The sequence below is a fragment of the Aeromicrobium sp. CTD01-1L150 genome (assembly GCF_041951745.1).
GTDB lineage: Bacteria > Actinomycetota > Actinomycetes > Propionibacteriales > Nocardioidaceae > Aeromicrobium.
In genome coordinates this window covers 3,780,720-3,797,055 of the sequence record NZ_CP169555.1, presented here as the reverse complement: position 1 = coordinate 3,797,055, position 16,336 = coordinate 3,780,720, and the positions used below count along the sequence as shown (strand labels likewise).

17 protein-coding genes and 1 tRNA gene are annotated in these 16,336 nt (G+C 70.2%); 9 read left to right on the top strand and 9 right to left on the bottom strand.

Annotation, left to right across the window (positions count from 1 at the left end; all coding sequences use genetic code 11):
• Window positions 1-27 precede the first annotated feature (27 nt).
• The gene (locus ACEVFP_RS18780) at window positions 28-357 is read right to left on the bottom strand and encodes an ArsR/SmtB family transcription factor (protein WP_375001050.1); all 330 of its coding nucleotides are present in this window, start codon (window positions 355-357) and stop codon (window positions 28-30) included.
• Window positions 354-800: an ATPase gene (locus ACEVFP_RS18775; RefSeq protein WP_375001049.1), complete on the bottom strand. Its 447-nt coding sequence runs from the start codon at window positions 798-800 to the stop codon at window positions 354-356. The genes ACEVFP_RS18780 and ACEVFP_RS18775 overlap by 4 nt, the downstream gene beginning before the upstream one ends.
• A gap of 147 nt (window positions 801-947) precedes the next feature.
• Here ACEVFP_RS18775 and recR point away from each other — a divergent pair, with 147 nt between their 5' ends.
• From recR to ACEVFP_RS18745, 6 genes are all read left to right on the top strand, one after another.
• Entirely contained in the window at window positions 948-1,547 is a 600-nt protein-coding gene (gene recR / locus ACEVFP_RS18770; RefSeq protein ID WP_375001048.1) for a recombination mediator RecR, read from the top strand.
• 48 nt (window positions 1,548-1,595) lie between these two features.
• The gene (locus tag ACEVFP_RS18765) at window positions 1,596-2,585 is read left to right on the top strand and encodes a LysR family transcriptional regulator (RefSeq protein ID WP_375001047.1); all 990 of its coding nucleotides are present in this window, start codon (window positions 1,596-1,598) and stop codon (window positions 2,583-2,585) included.
• 180 nt (window positions 2,586-2,765) lie between these two features.
• On the top strand, window positions 2,766-3,875 hold the full coding sequence (locus tag ACEVFP_RS18760; RefSeq protein WP_375001046.1) for a S1 family peptidase: 1,110 nt from the start codon (window positions 2,766-2,768) through the stop codon (window positions 3,873-3,875).
• Window positions 3,876-4,265: 390 nt separating this feature from the next.
• The gene (locus ACEVFP_RS18755) at window positions 4,266-5,585 is read left to right on the top strand and encodes an aspartate kinase (protein ID WP_375001045.1); all 1,320 of its coding nucleotides are present in this window, start codon (window positions 4,266-4,268) and stop codon (window positions 5,583-5,585) included.
• A 2-nt stretch (window positions 5,586-5,587) separates the two neighbouring features.
• Entirely contained in the window at window positions 5,588-6,634 is a 1,047-nt protein-coding gene (locus tag ACEVFP_RS18750) for an aspartate-semialdehyde dehydrogenase (protein ID WP_375003867.1), read from the top strand.
• Window position 6,635: 1 nt separating this feature from the next.
• Window positions 6,636-7,127 (top strand): GNAT family N-acetyltransferase, encoded by a 492-nt coding sequence (locus tag ACEVFP_RS18745; protein ID WP_375001044.1) that lies wholly within the window; start codon window positions 6,636-6,638, stop codon window positions 7,125-7,127.
• Here ACEVFP_RS18745 and ACEVFP_RS18740 read toward each other — a convergent pair.
• The 3 genes from ACEVFP_RS18740 to ACEVFP_RS18730 all read right to left on the bottom strand — a co-directional run bounded on the left by ACEVFP_RS18740 (window position 7,081) and on the right by ACEVFP_RS18730 (window position 10,259).
• Window positions 7,081-7,497, bottom strand: coding sequence for a hypothetical protein (locus ACEVFP_RS18740; RefSeq protein ID WP_375001043.1), 417 nt, complete (start codon window positions 7,495-7,497; stop codon window positions 7,081-7,083). The two genes, ACEVFP_RS18745 and ACEVFP_RS18740, sit on opposite strands and share 47 nt — an antisense overlap.
• A gap of 69 nt (window positions 7,498-7,566) precedes the next feature.
• The gene (locus ACEVFP_RS18735; protein WP_375001042.1) at window positions 7,567-9,525 is read right to left on the bottom strand and encodes an acetoacetate--CoA ligase; all 1,959 of its coding nucleotides are present in this window, start codon (window positions 9,523-9,525) and stop codon (window positions 7,567-7,569) included.
• The gene (locus tag ACEVFP_RS18730) at window positions 9,522-10,259 is read right to left on the bottom strand and encodes a hypothetical protein (RefSeq protein ID WP_375001041.1); all 738 of its coding nucleotides are present in this window, start codon (window positions 10,257-10,259) and stop codon (window positions 9,522-9,524) included. The genes ACEVFP_RS18735 and ACEVFP_RS18730 overlap by 4 nt, the downstream gene beginning before the upstream one ends.
• Window positions 10,260-10,368: 109 nt before the next feature.
• Here ACEVFP_RS18730 and ACEVFP_RS18725 point away from each other — a divergent pair, with 109 nt between their 5' ends.
• Entirely contained in the window at window positions 10,369-10,716 is a 348-nt protein-coding gene (locus tag ACEVFP_RS18725) for a hypothetical protein (protein WP_375001040.1), read from the top strand.
• A 207-nt stretch (window positions 10,717-10,923) separates the two neighbouring features.
• On the opposite strand, the gene ACEVFP_RS18720 is transcribed toward ACEVFP_RS18725, so the two are convergent.
• Both ACEVFP_RS18720 and ACEVFP_RS18715 read right to left on the bottom strand, forming a co-directional pair.
• A tRNA-Pro gene (locus tag ACEVFP_RS18720) sits at window positions 10,924-11,000 on the bottom strand.
• Window positions 11,001-11,015: 15 nt separating this feature from the next.
• Window positions 11,016-11,942, bottom strand: coding sequence for a metallophosphoesterase (locus ACEVFP_RS18715; RefSeq protein ID WP_375001039.1), 927 nt, complete (start codon window positions 11,940-11,942; stop codon window positions 11,016-11,018).
• 65 nt (window positions 11,943-12,007) lie between these two features.
• Here ACEVFP_RS18715 and ACEVFP_RS18710 point away from each other — a divergent pair, with 65 nt between their 5' ends.
• Window positions 12,008-12,472 carry a GatB/YqeY domain-containing protein gene (locus ACEVFP_RS18710; RefSeq protein ID WP_375001038.1) on the top strand — a complete coding sequence of 155 codons (465 nt, stop codon included), beginning with the start codon at window positions 12,008-12,010 and terminating at the stop codon, window positions 12,470-12,472.
• An 82-nt stretch (window positions 12,473-12,554) separates the two neighbouring features.
• On the opposite strand, the gene ACEVFP_RS18705 is transcribed toward ACEVFP_RS18710, so the two are convergent.
• Window positions 12,555-14,690 (bottom strand): transglycosylase domain-containing protein, encoded by a 2,136-nt coding sequence (locus ACEVFP_RS18705; protein WP_375001037.1) that lies wholly within the window; start codon window positions 14,688-14,690, stop codon window positions 12,555-12,557.
• A 198-nt stretch (window positions 14,691-14,888) separates the two neighbouring features.
• Between ACEVFP_RS18705 and ACEVFP_RS18700 the strand changes: the two genes are divergently transcribed.
• The gene (locus ACEVFP_RS18700) at window positions 14,889-15,146 is read left to right on the top strand and encodes a WhiB family transcriptional regulator (protein ID WP_375001036.1); all 258 of its coding nucleotides are present in this window, start codon (window positions 14,889-14,891) and stop codon (window positions 15,144-15,146) included.
• A gap of 4 nt (window positions 15,147-15,150) precedes the next feature.
• Here ACEVFP_RS18700 and ACEVFP_RS18695 read toward each other — a convergent pair whose 3' ends face one another.
• On the bottom strand, window positions 15,151-16,269 hold the full coding sequence (locus ACEVFP_RS18695) for an ArsA family ATPase (protein WP_375003865.1): 1,119 nt from the start codon (window positions 16,267-16,269) through the stop codon (window positions 15,151-15,153).
• Between the last annotated feature and the right edge of the window lie 67 nt (window positions 16,270-16,336).

The window sequence follows — 16,336 nt, the reverse complement described above, 5'->3', positions numbered from 1 at the left end:
AGAGATCGCGAGGACAGGCGTGCTCTCCTACTCCTCGCCCTCGGCCCGACGCTTGAGGTCGTCGAGCCGGCGACCCCAGGCGCGCGTGGTCGCCTCGAGCCAGCGCGCGGTCTCCTGCAGCGGCTCCGGCGACGGCACGAAGACCACCTCCCGCCCTGCTCGGCGCCGGCCCACGATCCGGGCGTCCTCCAGCACGGCGAGGTGCTTGAGGACGCCCTGCCTGGTCATGTCGGCGTCCCTGGCGAGGGTGGTGGCCGAGGCTGGTCCCTCCCGTCCGAGCCGATCCAGCAGGCTGAGTCGGTTGGCGTCGGCCAATGCGGTCATGACCGCCAGCGGAGGCAGCGTGGCGGTGCTCATGAGGCGCAGTGGCGCGCGGCGACGCGGAGCTCCTCGGCCCAGCCGGCGGTGTTGTCGGCGATGTGGCTCCGCAGCGCCTCGGCGTCCTTGCCGAGCGTCTCGAACCCGCTCTCTCGCACGCGGAGGGTGACCCCGCCGGACTCGTGGTCCTCGATCCAGAACTCGGTGAGCGTGCTCGGCGCGTCCGGCCGGGGAGACTCGGTGCTCTCGTACCAGCGGTAGGCGATGTACCGGGGCGGGTCGCTGTGCTCCACGCTGAGCGGAAAGGTGCCCCAGCGTTCGTCGGTGACGAGCACGAGGCCCTCGCGCTCGGTGATCGAGTGCTCGCGGTACTCGCCCTCGTTGATCCACCACCCAGGCTCGCTCACCAGCTGCCAGACGCGTTGCGCGTCGGCCTTGATCTCGACGTGGTCCTCGATGACGGTGCGATCGGTCGTGGGCATGGTTCCTCCTGGTCAGGACATTCAGTGCAACTTGATGGTTGCACAGATAGAGTGCTCAGTGCAACCCATGAGTTGCTTCACGGTTCGGCGTCGGTGGACACGGCGCGGACAGCCGCCCGGCGGCACGGCACGGCGTAAGGTGGCCGGGTGTACGACGGCGTGATCCAGGACCTCATCGACGAGCTCGGGCAGCTGCCCGGGGTCGGGCCCAAGAGCGCCCAGCGCATCGCCTTCCACCTGCTCGACGCCGATCCCGAGGACGTCAAGCGGTTCGCCGCCGTCATGGTCGACGTCAAGTCCAAGGTGCACTTCTGTGCCGTGTGCGGCAACGTCACGGTCGACGAGCAGTGCCGCATCTGCTCGGACCCGCGCCGCGACGAGACCATCCTGTGCGTCGTGGAGGAGAGCAAGGACGTCGTCGCGATCGAGCGCACGCGTGAGTTCCGCGGCCGCTACCACGTGCTCGGCGGAGCGATCAGCCCCATCGCGGGGATCGGGCCAGACCAGCTGCGCATCAAGGAGCTGCTCGCGCGGCTGCAGGACGGCACGGTCACCGAGGTCATCATCGCCACGGATCCCAACCTCGAGGGCGAGGCCACGGCCACCTACCTCATCCGCATGCTCAGCTCCCTCGGCCTGCGGGTCAGCAAGCTCGCCAGCGGTCTGCCCGTCGGCGGCGACCTCGAGTACGCCGACGAGCTCACCCTGGGCCGGGCGTTCGAGGGCCGGACCTCCATCGCCGGCTGAGGACGGCGCCGGACCGCGGAGCGGACCTTCCGTCGGTAGGCTGACGGAGTGGAGCTGGAGCTCAGGCACCTCAGGGTGGTCTCGACGATCGCCGAGTCCGGAAGCGTCACCAAGGCAGCTGCCGAGCTCGGAGTGGCACAACCTGCTCTGACGGCCCAGCTCAACCGCATCGAGCGGACCCTCGGCGGAGCGCTGTTCGAGCGTGACCACCGCGGCGTCCGACCCACGGCGCTCGGCGAGCTGGTCATCGGTCGCGCTCGGATCCTGCTGCCCGCGATGTCGGGTCTGATGGACGACGCCACCCGGCTCAGCGACGCCGCACGAGGCGGCGAGGCGCCCGAGCACCTCACGATCGGTGCGTCGACGTCGGCCATCCTCGCCCCGCTCATCCAGCGACTCGCGGAGTGGAGGGAGGACCTGCAGGTCTCCACCACCGCCTCGTGGTCGGCCGATGAGCTCGTCGGTCAGCTCGTGGAGAACCGTCTGGACTTCGCCCTCGTCGGCCTCTGCTCCGGTTCCCCGGCCCCGCGCGAGACCGGTCTGACCTGGCGCACGTTCTCCGTCGACCCCGTCTTCGTGCTCCTGCCGCAGGACCACCCGCTCGCCGGCCGCCAGGAAGTCGCGCTGCACGAGCTGGCCGACGCGGACTGGGCCGCCACCCCGGGCGACGGCTGCTTCCACGAGTGCTTTGCCGCCGCGTGCGCCCGTGAGGAGTTCACGCCCAAGAGCCTCTACGTCGCCGATGCGGCCAGCTGCATCGACCTCGTCGAGTCCGGCACCGCAGTGGCCCTGTGCCAGGCCGCCCGCATGGTGCCCGGCCTGGTCACCGTGCCGCTGAGCGACGTCCCGCTGCAGTGGAACCACCTCGTGGGCTGGCGCTCGGACTCCCCGGCAGCCGAGCACGCCGGGGAGGTGCTGGCCACCGTCATGCAGGCCCACCGTGACCTCGTGCAGCGCAGCCCCGTGTACTCCACGTGGTTGCAGTCCCATCACGGGTTCGGCCTGCAGCAGGACCCGGGTATCACTCCAGCGGTATGACCGATCCGGTATGACCTTCAGGCTCCTCTCAGCCACTACGGTCGACTCAACCCCACCGGGGGGGCTGCGGGGGTGAACCCACCTCCGGAACAGTGCGGGCCCCGAGCCTCATCGGCGTCGGGCCCGCGGGTTGGTGACAGCAGGTGAACCCGTGCTGGCACCGCGACGAAGGAGATCACAGTGGCAACACGAAAGCTCAACGTCTTCGGGTCGGTGGCGGCAGTGGCCGTCATCGCCACGCTCGCCGGCCAGCAGGCCACGGCCAGTGCGTCGCCGGACTCGGTCGACGACAAGGCCGAGCAGTCAATGGTCGCCGCCATGGAGCGCGACCTCGGCCTCGACACGGCCGAGGTCAAGGAGCGCATCCTCGATGAGTCGGTGGCCGCGCAGGCCCAGGATGCTCTGTCGTCCGTGCTCGGCAGCGAGTACGCCGGGTCGTGGTTCGATGCCGACGCCGGAACCCTCGTGGTCGCGGTCACCGACGCCGAGGCCGCCGACGCGGTGCGCGCCGAGGGAGCGCAGCCCCAGCAGGTCGAGCGCTCCGGCGCCGACCTGCAGGCCTACGCCGACAAGCTCGACGCCGCCAAGGCCGATGCCCCCGGCAGCGTCGCCAGCTGGTACGTCGACGCCGAGTCCAACTCCGTCGTCGTCGCCACGCGCGAGGACGCCGCCGCCGAGAGTTTCGTGGCCGAGGCCGGCGTCCCGGCCGGCGCCGTCACGATCAAGGAGACACCGGAGAAGCCGCAACCCCTCGCCCAGGGCGGCGACGCCTACTACATCGGCACCGCCCGCTGCTCGATCGGCTTCGCCGTCGACGGCGGGTTCGTGACGGCCGGCCACTGCGGCACCGAGGGCTCGAGCACCACCCAGCCGACCGGCGTGTTCGAGGGCTCGAGCTTCCCGGGCGACGACTACGCGTTCGTCTCCACGTCCACACAGATCGACGGCACGGTCAACGACTACGACGGCGGCAGTGTCTCGGTGGGTGGCTCCGACGAGGCACCGATCGGTTCCTCCATCTGCCGCTCCGGCTCCACCACGGGCTGGCAGTGTGGCGAGATCGAGGCTCGCGGCGCCACGGTGAACTACGCCGAAGGCACCGTCACGGGCCTGATCCGCACGAGTGCCTGCGCCGAGCGGGGCGACTCCGGTGGTTCGGCCATCTCCGGCAACCAGGCCCAGGGCGTCACCTCCGGTGGTTCTGGCAACTGCATCCTCGGCGGGACGACCTACTTCCAGCCCGTCAACGAGATCCTCAGCGCCTACGGGCTCACGCTGAAGACCTCCTGACGTCGGGGGACCGCGCGTGGCGCGGGCCGGACGCTCCCACCCTGGGCGGCGTTCGGTCCGCGCACGTGTTGGCCCCAGCAGTCCCCCTGATTCCCATGAGTTCATGGGAATCAGGTGACTTCCCCGGTTTCCTGCTGCTTACCCCGGCTTGCAAACGCCGGTGAGCAACAAGAAACCGGGCCCAGTGGTGCGCTGGGACGGACCGGACGATGAGAACCTGCTGCGTCACGACGTCGAGACTTTCCCAGGGCCGTGCTCTCGATGGGCGCGATGCCCACGGCAGGAACGAGCTTCGTCGCGCACCGCCCACGCTTGTAGGATGGACTGCGGTCCCGGTCAGCGCTGCCCGGCCTGCCTGTCACCCACCCCGCTCTCACCAAGGACTTTCCCGTGGGCATTGTCGTCCAGAAGTACGGTGGCTCCTCCGTCGCAGACGCCACGAGCGTCAAGAGGGTCGCCCAGCGCATCGTCGCCACCAGGAAGGCCGGTCACGACGTCGTCGTGGTCGTCTCGGCCATGGGCGACACCACGGATGAGCTGATCGACCTCGCCAACGAGGTCTCGCCGCTGCCCACGGCCCGCGAGCTCGACATGCTGCTCACGGCCGGGGAGCGGATCTCCATGGCCGTCCTCGCCATGGCGATCGGCAACCTCGGTCAGGAGGCGCGTTCGTTCACCGGATCGCAGGCCGGGGTCATCACCGACGCGGAGCACGGCCGAGCCAAGATCATCGACGTCACGCCGGGCCGCATCCAGAAGGCGCTCGAGGAGGGCGCCATCGCGATCGTCGCCGGCTTCCAGGGCGTCTCGCAGACCACCAAGGACATCACGACGCTCGGCCGCGGCGGCTCCGACACCACCGCCGTCGCTCTCGCCACGGCCCTCGGTGCCGACGTGTGCGAGATCTACTCCGACGTCGACGGCATCTTCACCGCCGACCCCCGCATCGTCTCTGACGCCCGCCAGATCCCGCGCATCTCCTACGAGGAGACGCTGGAGATGGCCGCCAACGGCGCCAAGATCCTGCACCTGCGGTGCGTGGAGTACGCCCGCCGCAACGACATGCCCATCCATGTCCGATCGTCGTTCTCCGACAAGCCCGGCACCTGGGTGGTCAAGGCCGAGGACGCCAACACCTTCAACAGCAGCACGGGATCCGGGGACGCCTCGGACAGTGAGGAGCGCCCGATGGAGCAAGCCATCATCAGCGGAGTCGCCCACGACCGGTCGGAGGCCAAGGTCACGGTCGTCGGCGTGCCGGACAAGGTCGGCTACGCCGGCTCGATCCTGCGCGCCCTGGGAGATGCCCAGATCAACATCGACATGATCGTGCAGAACGTCTCGGCGGCCACCACGGCACTCACCGACATCTCCTTCACCCTCCCCCACACCGACGGCCAGAGGGCCATGACGGCACTGGCGCGGCTCAAGGACGAGGTCGGGTTCGAGCGGCTGCAGTACAACGACAGCGTCGGCAAGGTCTCCATCGTCGGCGCGGGCATGCGCTCGGCCCCCGGCATCACCGCGACGTTCTTCGAGGCGCTCGCCGACGCGGGGGTGAACATCGAGATGATCTCGACCTCAGAGATCCGTATCTCCGTGGTCGTCGCGGAGAACCAGGTGGACGCCGCGGTCAACGCCGCCCACGCCGCCTTCGAGCTCGGGACCGACGAGGTCGAGGCAGTCGTCTACGGAGGGACCGGCCGATGAGCATCTCGCTCGGCATCGTCGGTGCCACCGGACAGGTGGGCGAGGTCATGCGCGCCCTGCTCGAGGAGCGGAGCTTCCCGGCCGACGACGTCCGGTTCTTCGCCTCGGCACGCTCGGCGGGCCGCACGCTGGAGTTCGCCGGGCGGCAGGTCGTCGTCGAGGACGCCGCCACCGCCGACCCGTCCGGCCTGGACATCGCCCTGTTCTCCGCGGGGGCCACCACCTCACGGGCCCAGGCGCAGCGCTTCGCCGACGCCGGGGTGACGGTCATCGACAACTCCTCGGCCTTCCGCAAGGACCCGGCGATCCCGCTCGTGGTCAGCGAGGTCAACCCGCACGCGATCCCCGCCCCCGCCTCAGGCGCCGAGGGCCCCGGCGGTCGCGGCATCATCGCCAACCCCAACTGCACCACGATGGCCGCGATGCCGGTGCTGAAGCCGCTGCACGACGAGGCCTCCCTGGTTCGGCTGGTCGTCTCCACCTACCAGGCCGTCTCGGGGTCGGGCCTGGCCGGCGTGCGTGAGCTGCACGGTCAGGCCCAAGCCGTGGTGGAGCGCGCCGACGAGCTGGTGCTCGACGGCGGTGCCTTGGACTTTCCCGAGCCGTCCACCTATGTCGCGCCCATCGCGTTCAACGTGCTGCCGATGGCCGGCAGCATCGTCGACGACGACAGCGGGGAGACCGACGAGGAGCAGAAGCTCCGTCACGAGACCCGCAAGATCCTCGAGCTGCCCGAGCTGCGGGTTGCGGGCACATGCGTCCGCGTCCCGGTCTTCACCGGCCACTCGTTGAGCATCCACGCGGAGTTCGAGCGGGACCTGTCCCCGGAGCAGGCGGCCAAGCTGTTGGGGCAGGCGCCGGGCGTCGAGCTCGCCGACGTGCCTACGCCGCTGCGCGCTGCGGGCGACGACTCGAGCCTGGTCGGACGCATCCGTGCCGACCAGAGCGCGCCAGAGGGCAAGGGCCTCGTCCTGTTCGTCAGCGGCGACAACCTGCGCAAGGGCGCGGCACTCAACACCGTCCAGATCGCTGAGCTACTCGTCCGCTGACGTGGGCGTCCTCGTGCGGCGCCGTGCCGCCGGCGACGCGGCCGGTCTGCTGGCTGCCCTGGAGCCGGTGCACGAGCAGGACGGCTACCCGCTCCATCGAGTCCACCTCACGTCCCACTGGCTCTACGACGGCATCGAAGACGCCTGGGTGGCCGAGCTGGATGGTCGAGTGATCGGGCATATCGCCGTGGCGAAGGACCTGCAGCTGACGCGGTTCTTCGTCGCCACGGACGCCCGCGGGACCGGTGCCGGTTCGGCCCTGCTGGACGTGGTGGAGTCCTGGGCCGACGCCCTGGGGCACACGCTGACGCTCGACGTCGTGGAGCACAACACCGCCGCCCAGGCGCTCTACCGGCACCGCGGCTGGGAGCACACCGGAAACGTCGTGGCGACCTGGGTCAGCGAGACCGGCCCGTGGCCGGATGCTCTCACCTTCCGTCGACTGCCTACCAGGTGGCGAGGACGCACGCCACCAGCGTCGAGAAGTAGGTGACGGCGCCCACGAGGGCGTGCAGGAGCGCGACGTTCGGCCGACGGCCCCGCACGATCTCCAGGACTGCTCGTCCGTAGTCGTGCGGCACCGAGCCGCGCGCGGCCGTGCGCATCCGGTACCGGCGGGTCAGGACGGCATCGCCCAGGCCGTTGGTCACGTTGGCGACCACGAAGCAGGTCCACGCGGCCACGAGTGATCCGGTGCCGACGTGCACGGTCCACACAGCGGTGCCTGCCACCGCAGCGGCGGCGTGCAGCGTCACGAGCCTGGTCGGCAATCGCGACCAGGCGGCTCGCCGACGCCACTGCAGCAGCGCGACCAGGCCCACCACGACGGTGACGAGCCAGGAGGCGAGGACGAACAGGGCCACGACCGCAACGTACTACCGCCGCGACGACCTGTGGGCCGGTTCGCCGAAGTGGCCCGCGCGCTGCGACGGTCAGCGGCGCAGGGCGACGTACGTGTCGAGCGCCGACGGATCAGCCAGGGCGCCCTTGGCAACGGCCTGATCGACCGGGACGCCTTGCAGGATCTTCTTGACCGGCACCTCGAGCTTCTTGCCCGAGAGGGTGCGTGGCACCGCCGGCACGACATGCAGCTCATCGGGCACGTGGCGGGGCGAGAGCCGGGTGCGCAGCTCGCCGGCGATCCTGCGGCGCAGTGCGTCGACGTCGGCCTCCGGGTCGCGCAGCGCGACGAACAGCAGGAGCGTGCCGGCCCCGCCTTCATCGTCCTCCAGGTGCACCACCAGGCTGTCCGCGACCTCCGGCAGGGCCTCGACGACGGTGTAGAACTCAGCCGTGCCCAGGCGGACGCCGCCGCGGTTGAGCGTCGCGTCGCTGCGCCCGGTGATGACGCACGAGCCGCGCTCGGTGAAGGTGATCCAGTCGCCGTGGCGCCACACGCCCGGGAAGTCCTCGAAGTAGGCCGAGCGGAAGCGGGATCCGTCGTCATCGCCCCAGAAACCGACCGGCATGGACGGCATCGGCGCGGTGATGACGAGCTCGCCGAGCCCACCGGTGACGGGACGGCCGTCCTCGTCCCAGGCCTCGACGGCGCAGCCCAGGCTGCGGCAGGAGATCTCCCCGGCGTAGACGGGCACCAGGGGGGAGGCGCCCACGAACGCGGCACAGGTGTCGGTGCCACCGGAGACGGACTGCAGGTGCACGTCGCCGACGGCCTCGTAGACCCAGCGGAAGCCCTCCGCGGGAAGCGGCGCCCCCGTGGAGCCGACGCCACGCAGGCCGGAGAGGTCGGCGACCTCACGGGGGACCAGACCTTCCTTGCGGCACTGCAGCAGGAACGGCGCACTCGTGCCGAAGTAGGTGATGTCGAGCTCCTCGACCATCCGCCACAAGGCTGCAAGGTCGGGGTGGGCGGGATTGCCGTCGACAAGGACGACGGTGGAGCCCACCAGGAGGCCGGAGACGAGCAGGTTCCACATCATCCAGCCGGTGGTGGAGAACCAGAAGAACACGTCGTCGGGACCGAAGTCGTGGTGCAGTCCCAGGCTCTTGAAGTGCTCCACCGTGATGCCGCCGTGCCCGTGCACGATGGGCTTGGGCAGGCCGGTGGTTCCGGAGGAGTAGAGGACGTAGAGCGGATGGTCGAACGGCAGCCGCTCGAACTCCAGCGGCCCGGGCTCGGCCAGCAGCTCCGCCCACGTCGTCACCTCGGCCCCACCGGCGTGATCGGGCGCTGCGCCGTCCGGGTGGAGGTAGGGCAGCCACACGAGGGTCCTGACGCTGGGCAGCGCCTCGACGATCTGCACGACCTCGTCGCGTCGGGGGACGTCCTTGTCGCCGTAGCGGTAGCCGTCGACGGCGAGCACGAGCGTCGGCTCGGTCTGCTGCCAACGGTCCACGACGCTCTGCACGCCGAACTCCGGGGCGCACGAGCTGAAGACCGCCCCGAGGCTCGCCGTGGCGAGCAGCAGCACGAGCGTCTCGGCGATGTTGGGGGAGTACGCAGCCACCCGGTCGCCCCGGCCGACGCCGTGCCGCACGAGGCCCGCGCGGGCCCGAGCCACGGCGTCGCGCAGCTCGGCCGCCGTGACGGCGACGTCGTCGCGGGTCTGTGAGCGGGACAGCACGACGACGTCGTCGTCGGCGCGGCCGGGCAGGCGCAGCATCGCCTCGGCGTAGTTGAGCCGCACGTTCGGGAACCACCGCGCGCCGGGCATCGATGCGTCGGCGAGCGCTGGTGTGGCACTGCCGTCGTGCGGGACGTCGAAGTGCTCCCAGACGGCGCTCCAGAAGCCGTCGAGGTCCTGCACGGACCACCGCCACAGGTCGTCGTAGGTGCCGCTCTGGGGCGCTCCGCGGGTGACTGCCTCGGCCGCGAACTCGCTCATGCGTGGGCGCGCGTCAGCACTCGGCCGCCACAGGACGTCGCTCACGCCGTCTCCTCGACGTCGGCGGTGACGAGTGCGGTGAGAACGAGGGCCACGGCATAGCTGGCGGAGACCAGCAGCGGCACGACGAGCCAGGCCCACGGGCCGGAGGCGAGGTCGATGAAGAACAACAGGATGGCGATGAGGACCAGGAAGACCGCGAGCAACGAGACGGTGCCGGCGTTCTCGACGGTGAGTGTGCGCAGCAGACGTGCCCCGGCCCAGACGGTGAACACCGCGAGGGAGACGACCACGAGGCCGCCCCACAGTCCGCCGCCGGAGGACGTGCCGCGCACCTGGGTGAAGACGAGTCCGGAGAGCCAGCCGACGACGACGGCGAGCAGGCCGAGCAGCAGGCCGACCACCGCAGCCGAACGCAGGGGCGGCTGGGGAGGCAGGCGATACTCGCGGACGTCCCAGTAGCGGTCCGCGACGAACCTGCGAGCGGCGCTGCCGGCACGCCGGAGCCCGCCGAGGCCCGCCGCAGCACTCTGCGTGCCCTTGGCGCTCCACTGCTTGGAGGTCTGGCGGACGCTGCCGAGGTTGACTGTGGGCCGCTTCGGCACGGAGGCGGTCGAGTCCGCGTCAGGGCTCTTCTCGGGCTTGGGACCGACCGGCCGCGACGTACGCGATACCGACGAACGAGACGTCGGTGCGGGACGCACGACGGTGCGCCTGACCACCTTCTTGACGACGCGCGGCTGCCCGCGCGGGGGCGTCGTCGGGTCGTCGTCAGTCACCACTCAAGTGTGTCACAAGCCACGGAGCGCAGGCAGGTGACCGCGACCCCCTCGTCGTGCCGGCACGTGGCGGTGGGCCCGGCCCGGGTCTGCTTGCTAGCGTCATGCCATGGACGTCGAGGCAGCGCAACGTACCGGAGAGATCGCCGGGATGGCCACGGCCGTCATCGGCACGGGGCTGCTCCTGGCGCCCGGCCCGGTCGGCCGGCTGGCCGAGATCGAGAATCCGCGGGTGGCGCGCGCGATCGGCGTCACGGACCTGGTGATCGCGCCCGGACTGCTGCGGGGCCGCCCCCGCTGGCCGTGGCTGGTGGCGCGCACCGTCGCCAACGGTGCCACCGCTGCACTGCTCCTCTCGAGCCGGCGCCCCAGGGCCTTGGCGACGGCCGCCGCGCTCGCCGGTCTCACGGTGGCCGACGGACGTGCTGCCGCCGTCCTGCGCCGCGCCGGCCGCTGAGCGTGCTCCTGCGGTTACCGACCACCGGCTGAGTGTCTCGCCGTCCTCGAGTCCGACCTTCGCCACCGCCGCAGACTCGCCGTCGAACCCCTCCGCCAGCATGATCTCGCCAGCAAGGCCAGCGGCGTCCATCAGCCCTAGAAATGACGAAGGTCCGAACCCACACCAATTGGGTTCGGCCCTCCGCGATGTCGTGAGACATCACAATGGTCGGGGTGACAGGATTTGAACCTGCGGCCTCGTCGTCCCGAACGACGCGCGCTACCAAGCTGCGCCACACCCCGGCGGAGCATCCACCCTCAGGCGGACAACCCCGGAGAGTCTATCCCAGTCAGGGTGAGCAGGGTGGCCTCGGGGCGGCAGGCGAAGCGAACCGGGGCGAACGGAGACGTTCCGAGGCCTGCTGAGACGTGCAGCCAGGACGGCTCGTGGCCCGGGACCTGGTGCGTGTGCAGGCCCCGCGCACGGCTGCGGTCCAGGTCGCAGTTGGTGACCACGGCACCGTGGAAGGGGACCCGCAGCTGGCCCCCGTGCGTGTGTCCGGCGAGGATCAGTGGGTGGCCGGAGGCGTTCCACCGGTCCAGGACCCGCAGGTACGGCGCGTGCGCGACACCGATGGACAGGTCCGCCGACGAGTCCGCCGGGACGTCGTCCAGCTGGTCGTACCCCAGGTGCGGGTCGTCGACCCCCGCGAACGCCAGCCGGCGGCCATCCACCGTGAGCTCGTCGTGACGGTTGTTCAGATCGAGCCAGCCACGAGCCGTGAACGAGGCCCGCAGCTCCTCGAAGGGCAGGTCCGCCGAACGTTCCCACGCACCACCGGCCGAGATCCCGGTACCGCCGGTGAGGTACTTCAGAGGGTTCTTCGCCACGGGCGCGAAGTAGTCGTTGGAGCCGAAGACGAAGACACCGGGAAGGTCCAGCAGGTCGCCGTAGGCGCGCAGCACCGCGTCGCCCGCATCCATGTGGGCCAGGTTGTCGCCGGTGTTGACGACGAGGTCGGGCTCGAGCTCGGCCAGCGACCTCAGCCAGCCCTGCTTGCGCTGCTGCGCCGGTCGCATGTGCGCGTCCGACAGGTGGAGGACCTTCAGGGGTCTGGAGCCGGCCGCGAGGACGGGCACAGAGGCGTGGCGCAGTGCGAACCAACGCGTCTCCGCAAAGGCATAGCCCGCTGTGGCGACGCCAGCGGCCAGCAGTCCGAGGGGAAGGGCAGTGGTCGGCTTCACCGCTCCACCCTAGAACCACCGTGTGCGTGGCACCTCCCCAGGACGCCCGGTGAGAGGATGGCGCCATGGCAGAGCTCAAGGACCGCATCCGAGCCGACCTCACGGCATCCATGAAGGCACGCGATACGGCCCGCTCCTCGACGCTGCGCATGCTCATCGCCGCCATCACCAACGCCGAGGTGGCCGGCACCGAGGCCAGGGAGCTCACCGACGAGGATGTCATCGGCGTGCTCACGTCGGAGTCCAAGAAGCGGCGGGAAGCGGCCCAGGCCTTCGCCGACGCAGGACGGGACGACCAGGCGGCCAAGGAGCGGCACGAGGCCGAGATGATCGCCGAGTACCTCCCCGAACAGCTCGACGCCGCCCAGATCGCCGAGATCGTCAGCGAGGCCGTGCAGAGCACCGGTGCCGCCGACGAAGGCATGCGGGCCATGGGCAAGGTCATGGGCATCGTGCAACCACGCACCAAGGGGCGGGCCGACGGAGCCGCCGTCGCCGCGGAGGTCAAGCGCCAGCTGGGGCAGGCCTGAGCAGCTCGGTCCGTGCCGGGCGCCCGACGGCGCGCGGTCCGGTCAGGCAGGCACCAGGCGCCTGAGGCGTTGGCCCGCGACGTCAGTCGTCGTCATCGTCGTCGCCACCACCGCGCTGGGCTGGCGGCGGCTGGGGAGCTCGCTGCGGCGGATCCTGGAAACGCTTGCCGTCCAGGTAGTTCTGGATCGTCCCCATGGCGTCCTTCCACATCGGTCCGGACAGTGAGGAACCGCCGGCCTGCGAGAAGCTGATGCCCTGGCCGCGCAGCGTCACACCCACCAGGCCCTGTGGCTGGCCCTGTCGGTTGGCGCCGGCGATCATCGATGCCGTGGACAGCTCCGGCGTGTAGCCGGTGTACCAGACCGCCTGGCTGGAGTTGGTGGTACCGGTCTTGGCTGCGGAGTCGATGTTCAGGGCGGTGCCGTTGCTGTGGCCGAAGCCCCCGGGCTGCTGCACGCCTCGCAGGATGTCGTTGATCTGCGCTGCGATCTCCCGGCTCATCACCCGCTCGCAGTCCGTGTCGTACTTCTTGACGGTCTCGCCGTTGACGTCCAGGATCTCCGCGACCGGACGCGGTTCGCAGCGAACCCCGCCGGAGCCGACGGTCGCGTACGCATTGGCCATGTCCAGCGTGCTGACCGACGTGACGCCCAGCGTGAACGGGCCGACCTGGTCCTGCGGCGGCACCGTGATGCCCATGTCCTCGGCGGCCCGCACCGTGTTGCACAGACCGGCGTCGCGCTCGAGCTGCGCGAAGTACGTGTTCACCGACTGACGCATGCCGCGATACATGTCGAACGTGCCCGAGCCGGTGGAGTTCTTGACCGGCCAGGCAGCGGTGCCGTTGCCGTCACAGGTGAAGAAGGTTCCGGCCGGGATGGTCATGTCCTGCGGCGACGGGTAGGTCTTGCCGACCCCGAGACCTTCCTTCAGGGCCGCCACCGCCGTGAAGATCTTGAACGTGGATCCGGCCTGGAAACCACCGGACTGGCCGTACTTGGAGGGCACTGAGAAGTTGAGGAACGTCTCGCCTGCCTTGCGGTCGGTGCCCATCGGTCGTGACTGGGCGACACCGCGGACGTTGCCCGTCCCGGGCTCGACCATGGCGAGCGAACCGATCGCGCGGTCCTTGGCGGACACGCGGTTGCGGACGGCCTTGTTGGCGGCCTCCTGCATGCGCAGGTCGACGGTGGACTTGATGGTCAGGCCGCCGCGCTCCAACCGTGCGCGGCGCTCCTCGACGTCGTCGCCGAGGCTCTCGTCGTTCAGCAGGAACTGGCGGATGTAGTCGCACGAGAACGCCGCCACCGACTCGACGCAACCGTTGGGGAACCGGGTGATGTCGAGCTTGAGGTTCTCGGCCATGAGCTCATCGGCCGTCTCTTGGTCGATCTTGCCCTGTCTGGCCATGACCGCCAGCACCGTGTTGCGGCGCTGCAGGGCGCGCTCGGGGAACACGCGGGGGTTGAACTCGTCGGGGTTCTGCACCAGCCCGGCGAGGGTCGCCGACTCACGGATGTTCAGGTCCGCTGAGTCCTTGGAGAAGTAGTGGTGCGCTGCCGCGGAGATGCCGTGGGCGCCGTCGCCGAAGTAGGCGATGTTGAGGTAGCGCTCGAGGATCTCGTCCTTGGAGTGCCTCTCCTCGAAGTCGATGGCCAGCTTGAGCTCGCGCACCTTGCGGGCCGGCGAGCCCTCCGTGGCGGCCCGCATCTGCTCCTCGGTGCCAGCCTGCTGCACCAGGGAGAGCTTGACGAGCTGCTGGGTGAGCGACGAACCGCCCTGGATCTCACCGCCGGCCGCATTGTTGATCAGCGCGCGCAGGGTGCCCTCCAGGTCGAGTGCACCGTGCTCGTAGAAGCGGTTGTCCTCGATCGCCATGATCGCCGTCTTGGCGTGCTCGGAGATCTCATCGAGCGGGACGTCCTGCCGATTCTCCTGGTAGAAGTACGCCAGCAGGCTGCCGTCGGCGGCCAGCAGTCGGGTGGTCTGTGGGTTGGGCTGGTCCTCCAGGGCGATCGGCAGGTCCATCGCGTCCTCGGCCAGATCGGTGGCTGTGGCCGAGAGGAACGCCGTGGTGGGCACCACGAGGATCGCGATGAGCACGCCCATCCCCGCAGCGAGCACGACCATCGACCCGATGATCGAGACCTTCGATCCCTGCTTCGGCTCGGTCTGAGCGAGGCGGCGTGCTCGACCCGTGAAGGCGTCCCAAGACATGACACAAGGGTACGGGTGGTTCCTGAGAAACACTGCGACGCCGGGCCGGCGGTGATGAAGCGGGCCACGGAAGTGGCCCGGAAGGACTAGTGGGATCTGGTCCGGACGAGGTCTGCCGCGGGTGCGTCGGCGTTCCTACGCTGTGTGGACAACCACGAACACCTCCGGTCCCAGGATCGGATTCTCGGGAGGTTCGACATGGAATGGAACGAGAACTGGGCGGCCCAAGCCGCTTGCCGCGGCAAGTCCGACGAGCTCTTCGTCAAGGGTGCCGAGCAGAACCGTGCCAAGCAGATGTGTGGGGGGTGCTCGGTGCGTGCGGAGTGTCTCGCCGAAGCGCTCGACAACCGCATCGAGTGGGGCGTGTGGGGTGGTATGACCGAGCGTGAGCGGCGCGCCCTGCTGCGTCGTCGGCCCAACGTGGCCACCTGGCGCAGCATCCTGCAGCCTGCCTGAGCCGTCAGGACCCGGCTGCCCCGCCGAGGAGCTCGCCGATGCTGCGCAGTCCGTCCAGGTCGTGGACGTCCGAGCTCAGCGCAGGGACGGCCACGGCGCCGACCCTCGGATGCGCAGCCGCGAACTGCCGGCGCAACGTCCGCTCGCGTTCTGCGACCTGCGCTCGCGCGGCGTGGACGTCGAGCAGGTCCGCCGTCGCGGCGTCGGCCGACTTCGCGCGGCGGCGCAGGCGCCTGGAGCCGGACTCCGCGTCGGCGGCGGTGAGCTGCTCCGTCCCGACGTCGTGGACCCGGTTGACCACCAGACCGGCGAGCGGCATCTGCTCCTCGGCGAGCCGTTCGGTGAAGTAGGCGGCCTCCCGCATCGCGTCAGGCTCCGGCGCCGCCACGACGATGAAGGCGTTCCCGCCCGCCTGCAGCAGTGCGTAGGTCGCCTCGGCCCGCTGGCGGAACCCTCCGAACAACGTGTCGAACGCCGCCACGAAGGTCTGTACGTCGGTCAGGACCTGGGCGCCGAGCACCTTGTTGAGAGCGCTCGTGACGACACCGAAGCCCGCGCTGAGCAGGCGCGCCGGTCCCTTGGCCGGCGCCAGCAGCAGCTTGATGAAGCGTCCGTCCAGCAGCGAGGAGAGTCGTTCGGGGGCGTCGAGGAAGTCGAGGGCCGAGCGTGACGGTGGCGTGTCGACGACGATGAGGTCCCATCGGCGGTCGCCCTCGACGGACTCGGCGTGCAGCTGGCCGAGCTTCTCCATCGCCATGTACTCCTGCGTGCCGGCGAAGGAGCTGGACAGCGCGACGTAGAACGGGTTGGCCAGCACCTGCCGTGCCTTCTCCGGCGATGCGTGGGCCTGCACGACCTCATCGAAGGTGCGCTTCATGTCGAGCATCATGGCCTCCAGCGATCCGCCGGCGGAGGTGTCGACGTCGGAGACCGGGCGGGGGGTGTTGTCCAGCTCGGTCAGGCCCATCGACTGGGCGAGCCGGCGGGCGGGATCGATCGTGAGCACGCAGACACGGCGGCCCTGCTCGGCCGCCCGCAGGGCCAGCGCGGCCGATGCCGTCGTCTTTCCGACGCCGCCGGACCCGCAGCACACGATGATCTGCGTGTCGGTGTCGGCCAGCAGGGCGTCGACGTCGAAGACCGGACCGGTGCCGGTGCCACGGTTGCGGGAGGTGCTGCGCGGTCGGCGG

Coding starts and splice junctions, on each gene's coding strand:
- ACEVFP_RS18705 (WP_375001037.1), bottom strand. CDS start 14,690: ATGTCTTGGGACGCCTTCACGGGTCGAGCACGCCGCCTCGCTCAGACC.
- ACEVFP_RS18725 (WP_375001040.1), top strand. CDS start 10,369: ATGGACGTCGAGGCAGCGCAACGTACCGGAGAGATCGCCGGGATGGCC.
- ACEVFP_RS18700 (WP_375001036.1), top strand. CDS start 14,889: ATGGAATGGAACGAGAACTGGGCGGCCCAAGCCGCTTGCCGCGGCAAG.
- ACEVFP_RS18780 (WP_375001050.1), bottom strand. CDS start 357: ATGAGCACCGCCACGCTGCCTCCGCTGGCGGTCATGACCGCATTGGCC.
- ACEVFP_RS18710 (WP_375001038.1), top strand. CDS start 12,008: ATGGCAGAGCTCAAGGACCGCATCCGAGCCGACCTCACGGCATCCATG.
- ACEVFP_RS18775 (WP_375001049.1), bottom strand. CDS start 800: ATGCCCACGACCGATCGCACCGTCATCGAGGACCACGTCGAGATCAAG.